The following is a 16,479-nucleotide window of genomic DNA, read 5'->3' as shown; positions in this document are numbered from 1 at the left end:
AAGCAGGAACCCGTCATGGATCAGAATCTCTCTCGAATTGTCGCACAGGATAAGAATTTCCTGAATATCATTAATGGCCGGCGGGTCGCCGCACTCTCGCAGGAAACGATCACTGTTTTGTGTCCGTCCGATGGTTTGCCCTTCGCCACCATCCCGGCGGGCAATGCCGATGATGTGGATCGTGCCGTGCGTGCAGCGCGGCACGCCTTCGAACAGGGCCCCTGGAGCCGGATGCCGGCCTTCGAGCGTGGCCGCCTGCTGACACGGCTCGGCCAGCTCGTCGAAGAGCATGGCGACGAACTTGCGGCGCTCGAATCGCGCGATACCGGCAAGCCGGTCCGTCAGGGCAAGGCGGATGTCGCCGCGACCATGCGCTACTATGAATTCTATGGCGGTGCCGCCGACAAGATTCATGGCGATACCATTCCCTTTCTCGACGGCTTCACGGCGCTGACGCTGCGCGAGCCGCATGGCGTGGTTGCCGGCATCATTCCATGGAACTATCCGATGCAGATCATGGCGCGCGTGGTTGGCGCCGCGCTGGCGATGGGCAACACGCTGGTCATCAAACCGGCCGAGGACGCCTCGCTGTCCACCATCCGCATCGGTGAACTAGCGATTGAGGCAGGATTTCCCGATGGCGTTCTCAATGTCATCACCGGCTATGGCCGTGATGCAGGTGCCGCACTGTCATCGCATCCGGGGATCGATTACGTCACCTTCACCGGCTCGCCCGTCACCGGGACCGCGATCCAGCAGGCCGCCGCCGCGAACAATCGCGGCGTCACCATGGAACTGGGCGGCAAGTCGCCGCAAATCCTGTTTGCCGATGCGGATGTGGAAAAGGCCCTGCCGGTTCTGGTCAATGCGATCATACAGAATGGCGGTCAGACCTGTTCGGCGGGAAGCCGTATCCTGATCGAGCGTCCTCTCTATAATGACGTCGCTGCCGCCCTTGGCGAGCGCTTCAGCAAGCTTGTCGCCGCACCGCATGACATGGATCTTGACCTTGGCCCGATGGTGAACCCGGCGCAGAAGCGCAAGGTCGAGAACTTCATCACCTCCGCTGCCGAGTCCGGGATCGAAGTTGTTGCCCGCGGCTCCATTCATGTGGATGCGCCGGTGGAGGGCTATTACGTCGCCCCCGTGCTTTTCGGCGCTGTCGATCCCGCGTCGGTTCTGGCACAGGAAGAAGTGTTCGGGCCGGTATTGTCGCTTTTCGCATTCGATGACGAAGCGGACGCCATCAGGCTTGCCAACGGCACCGATTACGGTCTCGTCGCGGGTATCTGGACCCGGGACGGTGCCCGCCAGCACCGTGTCGCCAAGAAAGTTCGCGCCGGACAGGTTTTCGTCAACGCCTATGGTGCCGGCGGCGGTGTCGAACTGCCGTTTGGCGGTTTCAAGAAGTCCGGTCACGGGCGGGAAAAGGGCTTTGAAGCGCTCTTCGATATGTCCGCAACCAAAACGGTCGTGTTCCGCCACGACTGAGCGGGCCGACGCCCGGAACAATCCCGTTCAAAATCAATAGCATGAGGAAATGACATGACCCGTTTGGCAGGCAAGACAGCGATCATCACCGGCGCAGCCGCCGGTTTCGGCGAGGGAATGGCGAAGCGCTTTGCCGAAGAGGGAGCCAATGTCGTCGTCGCCGACCTGAACCACAAGGGCGCGGAAACGGTTGCTGCCGCCATCGGAAAAAAGGCGATTGCCGTAGAGGTGGACGTTTCGCGCAAACGGGATATCGATGCGATGGTTGCTGCTGCAATGGATGCATTCGGCCGCGTTGACATCATGATCAACAATGCCGGGTTCACGCACCGCAACGGTTCCATGCTGGAGGTGGATGAGAGCACCTTCGACCTGATCACGGCCGTGAATATGAAGGCGATCTACTACGCCACGCTTGCCGTGGTGCCGATCATGGAAATGCAGGGCGGCGGCTCCATCATCACCACGGCCTCGACGGCTGGCCTGCGCCCGCGTCCCGGCCTGACCTGGTACAATGCGTCCAAGGGCTGGGCGATCACCGCGACGAAATCCATGGCGGTTGAACTGGCACCGAAGAATATCCGGGTCAATTGCCTGTGCCCCGTGGCGGGCGATACCGGCATGCTCAGCCTGTTCATGGGCGAGGACACGCCGGAAAAGCGCGCGCAGTTCAAGGCTTCGATCCCGCTCGGCCGCCTGTCGACACCGCTGGATATCGCCAATGCGGCCCTTTGGCTCGCTTCCAGCGAGGCTGAGTTCATCACGGGCGTGGCGCTGGAAGTCGACGGCGGGCGCTGCATTTAGACGGGATCAACTGATTTTGTCTTGAACCGGAAGCAGATCGGCCTACATCCGGAGTGTCGTCCAATTTCCCCAATGGCTGTATCCGGCTGATCGTGGTCCGATCAGCGGCGCGGCTCATCTTTCAAGGACATGATCATGACATCGAAACCTGTCTGGTTTATCACTGGCTGTTCAACCGGTTTTGGCCGCGAGCTGGCGCGCCATACGCTTGAACTGGGTTATCCCACCGTCATCACCGCACGTAACCCCGCACAGGTCGAAGATCTGGCGCGGGGCAATGAAGACAAGGCACTTGTCCTCAAACTCGACGTGACCAATGCGGACGATATCGCCGCTGCCGTCAACGCGGCGGAAGCCCGCTTCGGCCGTATCGATGTGCTCGTCAACAATGCCGGTATCGGCTATTTCGGTTCGCTTGAAGAGAGCGACATCGATGAAGTGCGCAAGATGTTCGAAATCAACGTCTGGGGCCTCGTCAACATGACCCGGGCCGTCCTGCCCGTCATGCGCAAGCAGCGGTCGGGGACCGTCGTCAATATTTCATCGATTGGCGGTCTCGTGGCCAACTCGGCCGTGAGCTTCTACAATGCCACCAAGTTCAGCGTCGAAGCGATTTCGGAAGCCCTGTCCAAGGAAGTCGCGCACCTTGGGATCAAGGTTCTGATCGTGGAACCCAGTGGTTTCCGCACGGACTGGGCCGGACGCTCGGCCAACGAGGCACCCACGACCATTGAGGATTATCGCGAGACATCCGATCAGCGCATGCAGCAGATCAGGACATCCAGCGGCAATCAGCCGGGCGATCCGGTACGGGCGGTCAAGGCGATCGTCCAGGCCGTGGAAGCGGACACGCCGCCGTTGCGCCTGCTGCTTGGCAAGTTTGCACTCGCCGGAGCCCGCAGCAAGATTACCGAACTGCAGCGGGATTTTGATGCCTGGGCCGAGGTAACCGAAGGCGCCGATGCGCCGAAGGTATCCTGATCAAGCGAAAATGGCCGGCATTGCCGGCCATTTTTCATTCTGGCCTAAATCAGTTGGCGCAGGATCACGAACAGGGTGAAGGACAGGGCAATCGACACCGGCAGTGTCAGCACCCAGGCCATCAGCAGGTTACGCACCGTCGACATCTGCAGGCCCGAGCCATTTGCCACCATCGACCCCGCCACGCCTGACGAGAGAATGTGGGTCGTGCTGACCGGCAGGCCCAGCGTATCGGCAGTGAAGATCGTCCCCATGGCAACCAGTTCGGCCGAAGCACCCTGCCCATAGGTGAGGTGCGTCTTGCCGATCTTTTCACCGACGGTGACGACGATCCGCCGCCAGCCGACCATCGTGCCCAGACCGAGGGCCAGAGCCACGGCAACCTTCACCCAGGTCGGGATGAACTTCGTCGCATTGTCGATGGCCTGGTGATAGGTCTTGATGGTGGCAAGGTCAGCGGGCTGCATCGGCAGCAGCTTGGCCTTGTCGATCAGCTTCAACGCTTCGCCGGTCAGATACATGTTGTTGCGGGTGTTGCTGACCATGCCGACCGGAACCGTTGACGCGGAGCCATAGGGCGATATGCTGGCATTGGTCTGGTCAATGAACTGGCGCAAGGCGACGGTGGTTTCATCGCTCCATGTCTTGTTGCGCACCGCATTGCTGACCACCGCATTGGCATCGGTGACGGTGATGCCGGGCTTTTCATAGCTGCGCAGTGTTGTCGCGGCTGCGGTCGCGGCGGACTTGTAGGCTTCGAGATAATTGATATCCGGGGTGCGGTTGAGCGCGAAGGATGTCGGCACGACGCCGATCAGGATCAGCATGATCAGGCCCATGCCCTTCTGGCCGTCATTGGAGCCATGGGCGAAGCTGACACCGGTACAGGTGAAAATCAGCAGGCCGCGGATCCACAAAGGCGGAGGAGTCTGGCCTTTCGGTGCTTCATAGAGGGCCTTGTTTTTGATCAGCAGCCGCATCGCCAGCAGCAGCAGGGCGGCCATGCCGAAGCCGACGAGCGGCGAAATCAGCAGCGACATGCCGACTTCCGTGGCCTTCGACCAGTCGACGCCGCTGGTGGCAGTGCCTGTCGGGGCCAGGAACTGATTGGCGAGACCGACGCCGACGATCGAACCGATCAGCGTGTGCGAGCTGGAGGCAGGCAAGCCCAGATACCAGGTGCCGAGGTTCCACAGAATGGCGGCGGTCAACAGCGAAAACACCATGGCAAGACCGGCGCTCGAACCGACCTGCATGATCAGTTCCACCGGCAGAAGCGAGATGATGCCGAAGGCAACGGCACCGCTTGCGGTCATGACCCCGAGAAAATTGAAAATGCCCGACCAGATCACGGCGATCTCGGCGGGCAGCGAATTCGTATAGATCACCGTTGCAACGGCGTTGGCGGTGTCGTGAAAACCGTTGACGAATTCAAAGCCCAGCGCCGTAACCAGCGCAAGCCCCAGAAGAATCCACGGCACGGCGACCGAGCTGGTCAAATCCTGGGTGAGCGAATATCCGACATAAAAAAGGCCGCCGATCAGGATGGCGACCACCGCATAATTAGGCCAATTGCCTAAATTGCTTGGTTTGTCGAGCGGGTGTTCGTCTTTCAACAGACGTGTGTCAGTCGCATTGCTTACCGTCATCAGAAAATCCCCAGTATTTGCTTCAAACACTAGGGGGAACGCTAAGGCCGGCGCGTGAACTCTTGATGACAACTTGCGCGCGGACGTTTGAGCGTCTAACGCTTGAGACAGATAAAAACTATGGAAACGCCATGCATAAGGTTGTCATAAGCGGTACCGGTGTCTTTACGCCGGAACTCTCCATCAGCAATGCCGAACTCGTTGAAGCATTCAACAGCTATGCCGCGCGGCAGAACGAAATCCATGCCGATGAGATTGCGGCAGGTACGCGCGCACCGATGACGATGTCCGCGGAAGACTTCATCGTCCGCGCATCGGGGATCGAGCGGCGCTACGTGCTCAACAAGTCGGGAATTCTCGATCCGGCGAACATGCATCCTGTCCTGCCGGAGCGCAGTGACGATGAACTGTCAGTCATGGCCGAAATGGCGGTCAAGGCGGCAACCGCGGCGCTGGCCAAGGCCGGCCGAACCGCTGCCGACGTGGATGCCGTGATCTGCGCCGCTTCCAATCACGAGCGCCCCTATCCGGCGATTGCCATCGAGGTGCAGGAAGCGCTGGGAATACAGGGTTTCGGCTTCGACATGAACGTTGCCTGTTCATCGGCGACATTCGGCATTCAGGCGGCGGCCGACATGATCCGCTCGGGGTCAGCCCGTGCCATCCTCATGGTCAACCCGGAGATTTGCTCCGCCCATCTCGAATGGCGTGATCGTGACTGCCATTTCATTTTCGGCGATGTCTGCACCGCAGTGCTGCTGGAGCGCGACGACCTCGCAACCGCACCGGACCGGTTCGAGATCATCTCGACCCGCTGCCTGACCCAGTTCTCCAACAATATCCGCAACAATAACGGGTTCCTGCGCCGCACGCGCGAGGGTCACATGACCGACCGCCGCGACATGCTGTTCCGCCAAGAGGGCCGCAAGGTCTTCAAGCAGGTCGTGCCGATCGTCTCCGACCTGATCCTTACCCACCTTGCCGACGAGAATATCGCACCGGCGCATCTGTCGAGGCTCTGGCTGCATCAGGCCAACAAGGGCATGAACGATCTGATCGGCTCGAAGGTGCTGGGGCGTGAACCGGAAGCGGGAGAACAGCCGAACATCCTGCAGGACTATGCCAATACGTCCTCTGCAGGATCGATCATCGCCTTCTCCCAATATTCCGACGACCTTGCACCGGGCAGTCTCGGCGTCATCTGCTCCTTCGGTGCCGGCTATTCGGTCGGCAGCGTGATTGTGAGGAAGGTGTAGCTTGGCGGCATCAGAGCCTGTCACCACGGCGAAGACGTTGCGGCCCGATCCGCCGGAGTTCCAGTCAGGTGATTTTGTGTGGCCGAAGAAGCCGGGCGTTATCGTTCCCTATTCGGCGGCCTACGCGCCTGACATGCGGCAGGTTCCAACCGATTTTTACGACAGGCAAAAATTCGAGACCGAGAAGCGTGCTTACCTGGAGCAGGTGGCGAAATCCGATCCGGATTTCACCGCAGCGGGAGACGCCCGGCTCCACAGGCTGGATTTTGAAGCGTTCGCAAAACGATATCACGGGCCGCAGAAGCTGACTAAGGAGTCGTTGGGTACGGGATCAATCGTCTACGTCGGACATGTGGCTATCCTTGAAATTTCCGATGCCAAGCCGTTTGTAGTTGAAGCCGTTTCCGGCAAGGGCGTTGTCAGGCAACCCTATGAAAATTGGCTTGCTTCCCGTCCTGGGGAAGAGGTCTGGCATGGCCGCGTTGCGGACCTGCCGCAGGTACAGCGCTCAAAAATACCAGCCGAAGCAAAGAAATATCTTGGCCGCCCCTATGAATTCTTCAATCTGGATTTGAATGACGATTCCGGCTTCTATTGTTCCAAGCTTGTCTGGCTGGCGATCTTCCGCAGCTTGCAATTTGCCATCGATGACGATCCGGAGAGCGAGAGATTTTTCTGGTTCTCTCCCAAGCAGTTGATGAACGCCAGGCGAGTCCAGCTTCTCTACAGTCCCGGAAGCTATCTGGACGACTGAGACTTGTTTGCAAGCGAATATCGCTCGGCATCCCTGATTTCAGACAGGTGAACAAGTGCCGCCGCCGCTTTGCCCGCCGCCTCGACATAGCTGGCATCGCGATGGACAAGCATGATGGAAAAGGCCCCGTCCATCAGCAGCACGATCTGCCGGGCGAGGCCTTGCGGCCCTTCCACTCCGGCTGTTGCCAGAACATCCGCCAGCCACGCCTCGAATTTCTTCTTGTGCGCGGAACCGATCTTGACGGCGGGATGGCCGGGCATGTTGGCCAGTTCGGCGGCTGTCCGCAGGAAACCGCAGCCCTTCCATTTTTTGTGCCGCGCAGCCCTGGCCAGATGGGTGAAGATCGCTTCGACCTTGTCCGCAATCGTGCCGTCCGCCGCGTTGAACCACTTGGCAAACAGCGCAAGATTGGGCTGGTCGCGCGACTGGAGATAGGCGGCAACCAGATCGTCCTTGCTCTTGAAATGATAGTATAGCGTCCGCTTTGTGAGCTCCGCCGCTTCCGCAACGGCATCCACGCTGACAGCACGGATACCCTCCGCATAGAACAGGCGGCTGGCAGCATCGAGAATGCGGTCGCGGGTCGGGTCGGATGTCCTTGGCATGACGAAAAAGTATACCAACCAGTGAATATACACAATGCGCATGGAGCATTACATCTTCGGCCTTGATCCTTCCCAGTGAAAGGCAAAATAGATGTCCGATCCCGTGCTCTTCGAAATCAAAGGCACTATCGCGTTTCTGACCCTGAACCGGCCGGAAAAGCTCAATGCCCTGAACTACGCAACCAATGATCTGCTGCTGCAGCTTCTCGATCGCATCGAGGATGATCCCGGCATTCGCGCCGTCATTCTGACGGGCGCGGGCGACCGGGCATTTTCGGCGGGCGGAGACATTCATGAATTCTCGCAAAGTATTGCCGCGGGGCCGGATATCGCCGTCAGGGCGTTCGTGCGGCGGGGGCAGGCGATGACCGCGCGCATGGAGGCGTTTCGCAAGCCGATCATTGCTGCCGTCAATGGCATTGCCTTCGGCGGCGGTTGTGAAATCACCGAGGCGGTGCATCTGGCCGTTGCGAGCGAGCGGGCCGTGTTTGCCAAGCCTGAAATCAATATCGGCATCCCGCCAACCTTTGGCGGTACGCAGCGCTTGCCGCGCCTTGCCGGCCGCAAGCGCGCGCTGGAACTGTTGTTGACCGGCGATACCTTTTCAGCGGCGAGAGCCCTGGAACTCGGGCTTGTCAACAGGGTGGTTCCCCACGAAGACCTGCTTCCCGCAGCGCTTGAGCTTGCCGGCCGCATTCTGCGTCATTCCCCGGTGGTGGCTGCGGGCATCATCACCGCCGTCACACACGGGTTGAACATGCCCATCGGCGAGGGGCTGCAGATGGAAAGCGAACAGTTTGCCCGTGTCGCCGCCTCGCACGATACGCGGGAGGGGTTGAATGCCTGGATCGGGCGGCGGGCCCCCGTGTACCGGGGAAATTAGCTGGGATTCAGATCCGGTCCATCAGGGCATACCAGCTGAGTGCCAGAAACAGCAGCGGCGCGCGGAAGGTGCGCCCGCCCGGAAAGGCCGGTACTTTCAGCTCTTCCAGCAGTTTCAGGCGGTCGCGGTTGCCGGCGACGGTCTCGGCATAGAGCTTGCCGACATAGTTCGACAGCATCACGCCATGACCGGAATAGCCGCCCGCCGAAATGACGTTGGGCATGACTTCGCGCACGAAAGGCTGCCGGGGCAGGGTGATGCCGACGGAGCCGCCCCAGGCCTGCGTGATTTCCACGTCGGCGAGTGCCGGATAAATCTCGGCGATTTGCCGGCGAATATGGGTGCTGATATCAAGCGGATTGTCTGCTGTATAGGCTTCCCGTCCGCCGAACAGCAGACGCCCATCCTTGGAGCGGCGGAAATAGCGCACGACAAAGCGCGAGTCATCGACGCTTTCGCCGCCGGGCAGGACCGGACTGTCTTGGCCAAGCGGCACCGTGGCGCCGATAAAGGAGCGGATCGGCATGACGTGCGAAGCGCTGACCGGTTCAAGATTGCCGCCATAGGCATTGACCGCGATCAGGCATTTGGCGGCCGTCACATTGCCCTTGGCCGTTGCCACCGTCACCCGTCCATTGTCCGAGGTGATGCCGGTAACTCTTGTATTCTCGTGAAGATGGGCTCCGGCCCGGGCCGCCGCTTGTGCCGTGCCAACCACAAGTTTCATCGGCTGGATATGACCGGTGCCCGCATCATAGACACCGCCGAGATAGCGCGTGGAGCCGAGGCGTTCCGCTGTCTCCGCCGCATCCATGTAATGAATATGCGGATAGCCGAAACGGGTTGCCATCAGTTCGGCATGGGCGCGGTAATCTTTCAGATAGCGCTTCTTGTGCACAACGGACATTTGCCCCGGCACGAATTCGATGTCGATCTTGTGTGTGTCGGCGAACTGCAGAAGGTGCGCCTTCGCCTCTTCGGCAAGGTCGAACAGCGCCTTGGCGCGGGTAAAGCCATACTGTCCTTCCAGCTCCTCCGCCCAGGCGCGCTGCCCGGTGCCGAGCTGACCGCCATTGCGCCCGGAAGCGCCGTCACCGAAACGGTAGGCTTCCAGCAGGACGACGTCGACGCCCGCCGAGGCGAGGTGAACGGCGGCGGAAAGGCCGGTAAAGCCGCCGCCCACAATGACGACGTCGGCGATGCGCGAACCGTCCAGTGCCGGATATTCGGTGCGATCCGCAATGGTCGACTCATACCAGGAGACGCCAGGGGAAATCGGTGACTGATAGGGCATGTTTTATGGATCAGACGTTGAGGAGCAGATATTCACGCTCCCACGGACTGATAACCTCCATGAAAGTCTCGAACTCCGCCCGTTTGATGGCTGCGTAGGTGATGGCAAAGGACTGTCCCAGCATGGCCGTCAGGTCCTTGTCCTGCTCGAACAATATGGTCGCCTCGATCAGCCCGCGTGGCAGCTCGATGAGGTTGTCATTGACCGTGGTCGACGCAGGCGCATCCGGCTCGATCCGGTTGTTCATGCCGAGCAGGCCGCAAGCGAGCGACGCCGCCAGGGCAAGATAGGGATTGGCGTCGGACGACGGAATGCGGTTTTCCACACGCCGGGCGTTGGGGTCCGAGCGCGGCACGCGGAAGGCCGTCGTGCGGTTGTCATAGCCCCATTTGACATTGACCGGCGCAGAAGCCGCCGGTGTCAGCCGCCGGTATGAATTCACGTAAGGCGCGAACATGACCAGAGAGGCCGGAACATGCTTCTGCATGCCGCCGATGAAGTGGCGGAAGGCCTCGCTTTCACTGCCGTCGGGATTGGAAAACACGTTGCGCCCGGTCTTCTTGTCGACGATCGACTGGTGGATATGCATGGCCGATCCAGGCTGGCCCTGGATGGGCTTGGCCATGAAGGTTGCATACATATCGTGCTTCAGCGCCGCTTCGCGGATGGTGCGCTTGAACAGGAACACCTGGTCAGCAAGCTCGACGGGATCGCCATGGCGCAGGTTGATTTCCAGCTGCGCCGCACCCTCTTCATGGATCAGCGTGTCGATCTCCAGGCCCTGGCCCTCGGAGAAATGATAGATGTCGTCGATCAGCTCGTCGAACTCGTTGACGCCGGCGATGGAATAGCCCTGGCCGCCGCCGATGGCGCGGCCGGACCGGCCGACAGGCGGGGTCAGCGGATAATCAGGATCGGGGTTCTTCTTGACGAGATAGAACTCGATTTCGGGCGCGACGACAGGCTTCAGGCCCTTCTTGTTGTAGGCGGCAACAACGCGCTTGAGCACGTTGCGCGGAGTGAATTCCACCGCGGCGCCATCCTTGTTCACGAGGTCGCAAATGACCTGTGCCGTAGGATCGCTCTCCCAGGGCACGACGGAAAGGGTCGACAAATCCGGCATCAGTTTGAGGTCGCCGTCGTCTTCCGGATAGGAGAAGCCATAGCCGTCTTCGGGATAGTCACCGGAAATCGTCGCCATGAACACGGCGGAAGGCAGCGCCAAGGATGTGTTGGAGGTGAATTTCTTCGACGGCATCATCTTGCCGCGGGCAACACCCGCCTGATCGGGAGTGATGCATTCGATGTCTTCGATATCCCGCCAGGCCAGCCACTCGGAAGCTTCACGCCAGTTTTTTACGCCGCGTGTGGCTTTGACATAGGCGGGCGTGCGCCGCCGCGTTGAGGTCCGTGCGGGTTTCTTCTCAGGGGTTTCAGAAGGCATCAATCACCAGAATTTATTGCGGTTTTCGGATGATAGATCAAAACTCATCGCTATGGGAAGGCTGGCACGAGAAAATTGTGGTCGTGTTTTTTGCCGTCAAAAACCAAAACCGTCCGCAATCGCTTGTGGACGGTGCAAAGGTACGAAGCTGAACTCTATGCGGCGTGTTTCGGCGTAACAGCAAGCTGCACACCCAGCGCCTTCAGGACGCCAAGCAAGGTAGTCAGTTTAGGATCGCCCTTGGCGCTCAGCGTTTTGTACAGGGCTTCCCGCGTGACACCTGCTTCCCTGGCAATTTGTGTCATGCCTTTTGCGCGGGCAACGATTCCAAGGGCGTCGGCAATATAGCTTGCATCGCCTGTTTCAAATGCGTCGCTCAAGAGTTCGGCCTGTGACTCCGGCGTATCGAAATAGCGCGCCGGGTCGAAGGGGGTTGTCCTGATCGTCATTTTTCTTTCTCCAAATCCGCAGCGAGAGCTTTAGCCTTCCGGATGTCTTTCTGCTGGCTGCTTTTGTCGCCACCGCACAGAAGAATGATCAAGACCGTTCCATGCTGGACAAAATAAAGGCGATAGCCGGGGCCGTGGTGAAGACGAAGCTCGCTGACACCCTCGCCGACAGGCTGCACGTCGCCGCTGTGCCCATGCCGAAGACGCACAATCCTTTGCGCTATCATGTGCCTGGCGTGCCTATCCTTCAGGCGATCCAGCCAATCCGCGAAGACCTGTGTTTGACGTATCTCAAGCATGTAATAATTAGATTACAAATGCGATGACGTCAATCAATCCAGACTTTCGGCTAATTCGCCGTCAAAAACCAAAACCGTCCGCAATCGCTTGCGAACGGTTCAGCGCGCCGTGCTGGTTCCAGACCGAAACCAGAGAAGGCCACGGTGAGCTATTGCCGGGTGACGACCACCGGGATCAGCAGGTCGCCCCAGTTGCCGTCGCCGCCATGGTGGCGGGCGGAGCGGACCAGCTCCACGGACACGCCGGCATCCACTGCCTTCATGACGGATTGGTTGAGGCGATGCAGATCATTCGCGACCATGCGAATGACAGCCTGCTGGTCTGCATTCATGGCCGATGATTGCTCCTCGGCCCGTTCCTTCACGCGTGTCTGCGGTGCCATGATGATGCTCCTTGTTTCTGGCGTTGCAGTGGGCAGTCCCTGTGACTGCCCGGGGTGGACCGGCGGCATGTAAGGGCCTCGCCGGCGGTCCGGATTGGGTGCCTGTTACTCGGCTGCCGGACGGAACTGTGCCGTCTCGGTCGATTCCTTCATGGCCGTCGTCGACGACTGACCGCCCGTGATGGCCAGCGAGACCGCATCGAAATAGCCCGTTCCAACCTCGCGCTGGTGCTTGGTGGCGGTGTAGCCGTTTACCTCGGCGGCGAATTCCGCTTCCTGCAGCTCCGAATAGGCGGACATCTGACGTTCCTTGTAGCCGCGGGCCAGCTCGAACATGCCGAAGTTGAGCTGATGGAACCCGGCCAGCGTGATGAACTGGAACTTGTAGCCCATCGCACCCAGCTCGCGCTGGAACTTGGCAATCGTCGCTTCATCCAGATGCTTCTTCCAGTTGAACGACGGCGAGCAGTTGTAGGCGAGCAGCTTGTCCGGATGTTGCTTGCGCACGCCTTCGGCAAAACGCTTGGCCTGTTCGAGATCCGGCTTCGACGTCTCGCACCAGATCAGGTCCGCGTGTGGCGCATAGGCGATCGCCCGGGCGATGCAGGAGTCGAGACCGTTCTTGACCTGATAGAAGCCTTCCGTGGTCCGTCCTGCGTCATAGTCGACGAATGGGCGGTCGCGCTCGTCAATATCCGAGGTCAGAAGCTTTGCGGCTTCCGCATCCGTGCGGGCGATGACCAGTGTCGGCGTTCCCATGACGTCGGCAGCAAGCCGCGCGGCGTTGAGGTTGCGGATATGGGCAGCGGTCGGGATCAGAACCTTGCCGCCGAGATGGCCGCACTTCTTTTCCGATGCCAGCTGGTCCTCATAATGCACACCCGCAGCACCGGCCTCGATGAAAGCCTTCATGATCTCGAAGGCATTGAGCGGGCCGCCGAAGCCGGCTTCCGCGTCCGCAACGATCGGTGCGAACCATGTATCGACTGACAGGCCTTTGCCTTCTGCGGTTTCGATCTGGTCGGCGCGCTGCAGCGTCTTGTTTATGCGTTTCGCAAGCTCCGGCGCAGCGTTTGCAGGGTACAGTGACTGGTCAGGATACATGGCGGAAGCGGTATTGGCGTCGGCTGCAACCTGCCAGCCGGAGAGATAAATCGCCTTAAGGCCCGCACGCACCATCTGCATCGCCTGGTTGCCCGACAGAGCGCCAAGGGCATTGACGAAGCCGTCTTCGTGGATGAGCTGCCACAGTCGGTTGGCGCCGTTTTCAGCAAGAGTATATTTGATCTGAACCGAACCGCGCAGTTTTTTGACATCGTCAGGCGTATAGGGACGTTCAATACCATCGAACCGACCTCCCGGAGCATTGGGTACGAGATTGTAAAAATCAGTCATTATCTTTCTCCAGCTTCTGTTGACGCGATCGCAGACAGGTCGTTTGGGAGTTTCGATAGCTGCGTTCATGTGACTGAATTTACATTACGGTGCAGTAATTCCAATAAATATCGTTATAATCGGTGGATTTATCGAGTTAGCATGTCGCTGCTTTGACAAATAAGATTTGTAAATCTGTAAATTTTGTAATATTGGTTGATTGCCTGAAATTATGTAAATTTTGTCAATATTGCTGACATAAGGGGTGGAAATGGCTGAAGGCAAGATATTCGCCGGTCCCCGCATCCGGCGCATCCGCAACGAGCAGGGGCTGACGCAGACGGCCATGGCCGAAGCGCTGGGCATTTCGCCGTCCTACCTCAATCTCATCGAGCGCAACCAGCGTCCGCTGACGGTGCAGCTGCTGTTGAAGCTGTCATCGACCTACAAGATCGAACTCGATACGCTGCAGGTCGAAACCGGCTCGTCCATGGCAGCACTGAAAGAAGTGTTTTCCGATCCTTTGCTCAATGGTGAATTGCCCGGCGACCAGGAGCTGATCGAGATCGGCGATGCTGCACCCAATGCGGCGGCCGGTGTCATCAAGCTTTACCGCGCCTACCGGGAATCGCTGGAGCGCCTGTCCGACCTCTCGGGAATGCTGGCAAAGGAAGGGCATGTGCCGTCGCTGTCGGCGACGCGTTTGCCGCTCAGCGAAGTGCGCGAAGTGCTGGAGCGCAAGCCCAATCATTTTGCCCGGATTGAAGGGGAGGTTGACAGCTTCATCCATCTGATCAAGCCGGGCGATGATCTCTCGGGCGCCTTGAAGGCATGGCTGAAAAGCGAGCATGGAATCACGGTGCGCGTCCTGCCGGTCGCGACCATGCCGAACTGGCGGCGGCGCTATGACCGCCATTCGCAGCGCCTGTTCATCTCGGAGCGGCTGTCGCCATTCGATCAGCTGCGCGAACTGGCCATCGAGGCGGTGCTCATCCGCATGCAGGTGGTCATCGCTGCGGAGATCCAGGAGCTGAAGCTATCCTCCGACGAAGCGCGCCGTATCGCCCGGTTCGAGCTCGCCCGTTATGCCGCCCAGGCCCTGATGATGCCGTATCAGACATTCCAGACCGCCGCTCTGCGCGCCCGCTATGATGTCGACGTGCTGCGCTCGCGTTTCAATGTCTCCTTCGAGCAGGCGGCCAACCGGTTGACGACCCTGCAAAGACAGGGGGCTGCGGGCATTCCGTTCTTCATGCTGGAGGTGGATCATGCGGGCAACCGCTTCCGCCGGGCGGGGGCACAGGGCTATCCGCAGTCGCGCTTCGGTGGCGAGTGTCCAAAGCTGGCGGTGCATGCCGCCTTTGCCCAGCCGGAGCAGATTCTGGTGGAAGCGATCGAGATGCCGGGTGGCGCTGAATTCATGACCATTGCCCGCACGCTTGAGGGGCCGCAAGGCAGCTTCAATGAACGCCCGCGGCGCACGGCGATCCTGCTCGGCTGCGATATCGGTTTCGCCGATGAAACGGTTTATGGCGCTGCGCTCGGCGGCAGGAATATCGGTGCGACGCCGGTTGGTCCGGCCTGCCGTCTCTGCGAGCGCTCTGCCTGTCTTTCGCGTGCCGAGCCGCCGGTCACCCGTCCGTTGGGGCTGGACGAGATGGTGACGGGTCTCAGTGCCTTCGATTTTCAATGATGCCGCTGGATTTGCGGGCGAAAACGATGCAGAAAGCGACAATCTTCAGTCGTTTCCCAAACTCACCGCAGATTTGAAATTTGGCATTGTACCCGCATGAGTGTTTCGTCCGTCCCGCTGCCGCCGGTTGCTGCGCCCGATCCCGCCAAGAGCGCGTCGGAGACCGCGGTCGGTTGCCTGCTGGTTGCAGGCTCGGCAATCGCCTGGAGTACGGGCGGCGCCCTGACCCGTTTTCTTGAAACCACGGACAACTGGACCGTGGTGTTCTGGCGGTCCGTATTCGCCGGGCTTTTCCTTTTGTGTTTCATGCTGGTTCGCGATGGTCCGCACGGAACGTTGCGGCTGTTCCGCAACATGGGGCTGGCCGGGGTGGGCGTCGGCATCTGTTTTGCCATCGCGTCGTCCTGCTTCATCGTTGCCCTGTCCTACACGACGGTCGCCAATGTCCTGCTGCTCCAGGCGGCGGTGCCGCTGCTGGCGGCGCTGATTTCCTGGGTGCTCTTTCGCGAAAGGGTCAGCCTTGCAACCTGGGGTGCCATTGCCGTGGTGATTGCCGGCGTTGCCATCATGGTTTCCGATTCGCTGGATGGCGCAGTTTCCCCCATCGGCGACCTTCTCGCCTTGCTGATTGCCATCGCCTTTGCGTCCGCCACGGTGATCACGCGGCGCAAGGCGCATCTGCGCATGACACCCGCGGTTTTTCTCGGCGTGGTGATGGCCGCCTGTGCGGCCTCGGTGATGAGCGGATCATTCTCGGCGAGCGCGCGGGATTTCGGTTTCCTGTTTGCTCTTGGGGCCGTCAATCTTGGTCTCGGCCTTGCCCTTTTCGTCAGTGGCGCCCGTCTTATCCCCTCGGCGCTCGCCGCATTGATCGGAACGCTCGAGCCTGTGCTCGGGCCCGTCTGGGTCTGGCTTTTGCACAATGAAGTCCCGACGCAGCGCACCATCATCGGCGGCGGTATCATCCTTTGTGCATTGCTCTTTCATCTGGGCTGGGAATACCGGCGCCAGCGTGCGGCTTTGACACGGAAGCCACCAGCCTGACGCCGTGCGCCAAAATGCGCAATCAAAATTGCGTTGATCAGCAACTTTAGATGAGGGAGTTGCTGCAACCCTG

Annotated in this window: 16 protein-coding genes; 8 read left to right on the top strand and 8 right to left on the bottom strand. The window is 59.9% G+C overall.

Annotation, left to right across the window (positions count from 1 at the left end; translation table 11 throughout):
* Positions 1-15: 15 nt before the first annotated feature.
* The 3 genes from ACZ25R_RS17865 (at position 16) to ACZ25R_RS17855 (ending at position 3,276) form a co-directional block, all read left to right on the top strand.
* The gene (locus ACZ25R_RS17865) at positions 16-1,491 is read left to right on the top strand and encodes an aldehyde dehydrogenase family protein (protein ID WP_472461755.1); all 1,476 of its coding nucleotides are present in this window, start codon (positions 16-18) and stop codon (positions 1,489-1,491) included.
* 54 nt (positions 1,492-1,545) lie between these two features.
* Positions 1,546-2,295 carry an SDR family oxidoreductase gene (locus tag ACZ25R_RS17860; RefSeq protein ID WP_472461754.1) on the top strand — a complete coding sequence of 250 codons (750 nt, stop codon included), beginning with the start codon at positions 1,546-1,548 and terminating at the stop codon, positions 2,293-2,295.
* A gap of 135 nt (positions 2,296-2,430) precedes the next feature.
* Positions 2,431-3,276, top strand: coding sequence for an oxidoreductase (locus tag ACZ25R_RS17855; protein WP_472461753.1), 846 nt, complete (start codon positions 2,431-2,433; stop codon positions 3,274-3,276).
* Between the two features lie 44 nt (positions 3,277-3,320).
* Here ACZ25R_RS17855 and ACZ25R_RS17850 read toward each other — a convergent pair whose 3' ends face one another.
* Positions 3,321-4,925, bottom strand: a complete 1,605-nt coding sequence (locus ACZ25R_RS17850; RefSeq protein ID WP_223611766.1) for an inorganic phosphate transporter — start codon at positions 4,923-4,925, stop codon at positions 3,321-3,323.
* Between the two features lie 131 nt (positions 4,926-5,056).
* Here ACZ25R_RS17850 and ACZ25R_RS17845 point away from each other — a divergent pair, with 131 nt between their 5' ends.
* Together ACZ25R_RS17845 and ACZ25R_RS17840 are read left to right on the top strand one after the other, a co-directional pair.
* Entirely contained in the window at positions 5,057-6,181 is a 1,125-nt protein-coding gene (locus tag ACZ25R_RS17845) for a beta-ketoacyl-ACP synthase III (RefSeq protein WP_472461752.1), read from the top strand.
* A 1-nt stretch (position 6,182) separates the two neighbouring features.
* Positions 6,183-6,935 carry a YiiX/YebB-like N1pC/P60 family cysteine hydrolase gene (locus ACZ25R_RS17840; RefSeq protein ID WP_472461751.1) on the top strand — a complete coding sequence of 251 codons (753 nt, stop codon included), beginning with the start codon at positions 6,183-6,185 and terminating at the stop codon, positions 6,933-6,935.
* On the opposite strand, the gene ACZ25R_RS17835 is transcribed toward ACZ25R_RS17840, so the two are convergent.
* Positions 6,920-7,543, bottom strand: a complete 624-nt coding sequence (locus tag ACZ25R_RS17835) for a TetR/AcrR family transcriptional regulator (RefSeq protein WP_472461750.1) — start codon at positions 7,541-7,543, stop codon at positions 6,920-6,922. The two genes, ACZ25R_RS17840 and ACZ25R_RS17835, sit on opposite strands and share 16 nt — an antisense overlap.
* A 91-nt stretch (positions 7,544-7,634) precedes the next feature.
* On the opposite strand from ACZ25R_RS17835, the gene ACZ25R_RS17830 reads away from it, so the two are divergent.
* On the top strand, positions 7,635-8,426 hold the full coding sequence (locus ACZ25R_RS17830; protein ID WP_472461749.1) for a crotonase/enoyl-CoA hydratase family protein: 792 nt from the start codon (positions 7,635-7,637) through the stop codon (positions 8,424-8,426).
* Positions 8,427-8,433: 7 nt separating this feature from the next.
* Here ACZ25R_RS17830 and ACZ25R_RS17825 read toward each other — a convergent pair whose 3' ends face one another.
* From ACZ25R_RS17825 to aceA, 6 genes are all read right to left on the bottom strand, one after another.
* The gene (locus ACZ25R_RS17825; RefSeq protein ID WP_472461748.1) at positions 8,434-9,720 is read right to left on the bottom strand and encodes an NAD(P)/FAD-dependent oxidoreductase; all 1,287 of its coding nucleotides are present in this window, start codon (positions 9,718-9,720) and stop codon (positions 8,434-8,436) included.
* Between the two features lie 10 nt (positions 9,721-9,730).
* Positions 9,731-11,164 (bottom strand): glutamine synthetase family protein, encoded by a 1,434-nt coding sequence (locus ACZ25R_RS17820; RefSeq protein ID WP_105736357.1) that lies wholly within the window; start codon positions 11,162-11,164, stop codon positions 9,731-9,733.
* A 155-nt stretch (positions 11,165-11,319) separates the two neighbouring features.
* Positions 11,320-11,613: an addiction module antidote protein gene (locus tag ACZ25R_RS17815; protein ID WP_288192023.1), complete on the bottom strand. Its 294-nt coding sequence runs from the start codon at positions 11,611-11,613 to the stop codon at positions 11,320-11,322.
* The gene (locus ACZ25R_RS17810) at positions 11,610-11,912 is read right to left on the bottom strand and encodes a type II toxin-antitoxin system RelE/ParE family toxin (RefSeq protein ID WP_346307600.1); all 303 of its coding nucleotides are present in this window, start codon (positions 11,910-11,912) and stop codon (positions 11,610-11,612) included. The genes ACZ25R_RS17815 and ACZ25R_RS17810 overlap by 4 nt, the downstream gene beginning before the upstream one ends.
* A gap of 149 nt (positions 11,913-12,061) precedes the next feature.
* Positions 12,062-12,295: an SMc00767 family acetate metabolism repressor gene (locus tag ACZ25R_RS17805; protein ID WP_027230260.1), complete on the bottom strand. Its 234-nt coding sequence runs from the start codon at positions 12,293-12,295 to the stop codon at positions 12,062-12,064.
* A gap of 105 nt (positions 12,296-12,400) precedes the next feature.
* Positions 12,401-13,690, bottom strand: coding sequence for an isocitrate lyase (gene aceA, locus ACZ25R_RS17800; protein ID WP_403170000.1), 1,290 nt, complete (start codon positions 13,688-13,690; stop codon positions 12,401-12,403).
* 250 nt (positions 13,691-13,940) lie between these two features.
* Here aceA and ACZ25R_RS17795 point away from each other — a divergent pair, with 250 nt between their 5' ends.
* Complete coding sequence (locus tag ACZ25R_RS17795) at positions 13,941-15,362, top strand: helix-turn-helix domain-containing protein (protein ID WP_472461747.1); 1,422 nt, start codon at positions 13,941-13,943, stop codon at positions 15,360-15,362.
* Between the two features lie 96 nt (positions 15,363-15,458).
* A complete protein-coding gene (locus ACZ25R_RS17790; protein ID WP_472461746.1) occupies positions 15,459-16,406 on the top strand; it encodes a DMT family transporter in 948 nt (315 codons plus the stop codon).
* Positions 16,407-16,479: the final 73 nt, after the last annotated feature.

Source organism: Phyllobacterium sp. RCAM01083, assembly GCF_055685835.1.
The sequence above is the reverse complement of the archived record's forward strand: the minus strand, read 5'-3'. Positions and strand labels throughout refer to the sequence as shown.

What these genes read in the sequence shown, in the direction of transcription:
- ACZ25R_RS17810 (WP_346307600.1), bottom strand. Translation starts at nt 11,912, where the DNA reads ATGCTTGAGATACGTCAAACACAGGTCTTCGCGGATTGGCTGGATCGC.
- ACZ25R_RS17860 (WP_472461754.1), top strand. Translation starts at nt 1,546, where the DNA reads ATGACCCGTTTGGCAGGCAAGACAGCGATCATCACCGGCGCAGCCGCC.
- ACZ25R_RS17825 (WP_472461748.1), bottom strand. Translation starts at nt 9,720, where the DNA reads ATGCCCTATCAGTCACCGATTTCCCCTGGCGTCTCCTGGTATGAGTCG.
- ACZ25R_RS17865 (WP_472461755.1), top strand. Translation starts at nt 16, where the DNA reads ATGGATCAGAATCTCTCTCGAATTGTCGCACAGGATAAGAATTTCCTG.
- ACZ25R_RS17795 (WP_472461747.1), top strand. Translation starts at nt 13,941, where the DNA reads ATGGCTGAAGGCAAGATATTCGCCGGTCCCCGCATCCGGCGCATCCGC.
- ACZ25R_RS17805 (WP_027230260.1), bottom strand. Translation starts at nt 12,295, where the DNA reads ATGGCACCGCAGACACGCGTGAAGGAACGGGCCGAGGAGCAATCATCG.
- ACZ25R_RS17845 (WP_472461752.1), top strand. Translation starts at nt 5,057, where the DNA reads ATGCATAAGGTTGTCATAAGCGGTACCGGTGTCTTTACGCCGGAACTC.
- ACZ25R_RS17855 (WP_472461753.1), top strand. Translation starts at nt 2,431, where the DNA reads ATGACATCGAAACCTGTCTGGTTTATCACTGGCTGTTCAACCGGTTTT.
- ACZ25R_RS17850 (WP_223611766.1), bottom strand. Translation starts at nt 4,925, where the DNA reads ATGACGGTAAGCAATGCGACTGACACACGTCTGTTGAAAGACGAACAC.
- ACZ25R_RS17790 (WP_472461746.1), top strand. Translation starts at nt 15,459, where the DNA reads ATGAGTGTTTCGTCCGTCCCGCTGCCGCCGGTTGCTGCGCCCGATCCC.
- ACZ25R_RS17835 (WP_472461750.1), bottom strand. Translation starts at nt 7,543, where the DNA reads ATGCCAAGGACATCCGACCCGACCCGCGACCGCATTCTCGATGCTGCC.
- ACZ25R_RS17820 (WP_105736357.1), bottom strand. Translation starts at nt 11,164, where the DNA reads ATGCCTTCTGAAACCCCTGAGAAGAAACCCGCACGGACCTCAACGCGG.
- aceA (WP_403170000.1), bottom strand. Translation starts at nt 13,690, where the DNA reads ATGACTGATTTTTACAATCTCGTACCCAATGCTCCGGGAGGTCGGTTC.
- ACZ25R_RS17830 (WP_472461749.1), top strand. Translation starts at nt 7,635, where the DNA reads ATGTCCGATCCCGTGCTCTTCGAAATCAAAGGCACTATCGCGTTTCTG.
- ACZ25R_RS17815 (WP_288192023.1), bottom strand. Translation starts at nt 11,613, where the DNA reads ATGACGATCAGGACAACCCCCTTCGACCCGGCGCGCTATTTCGATACG.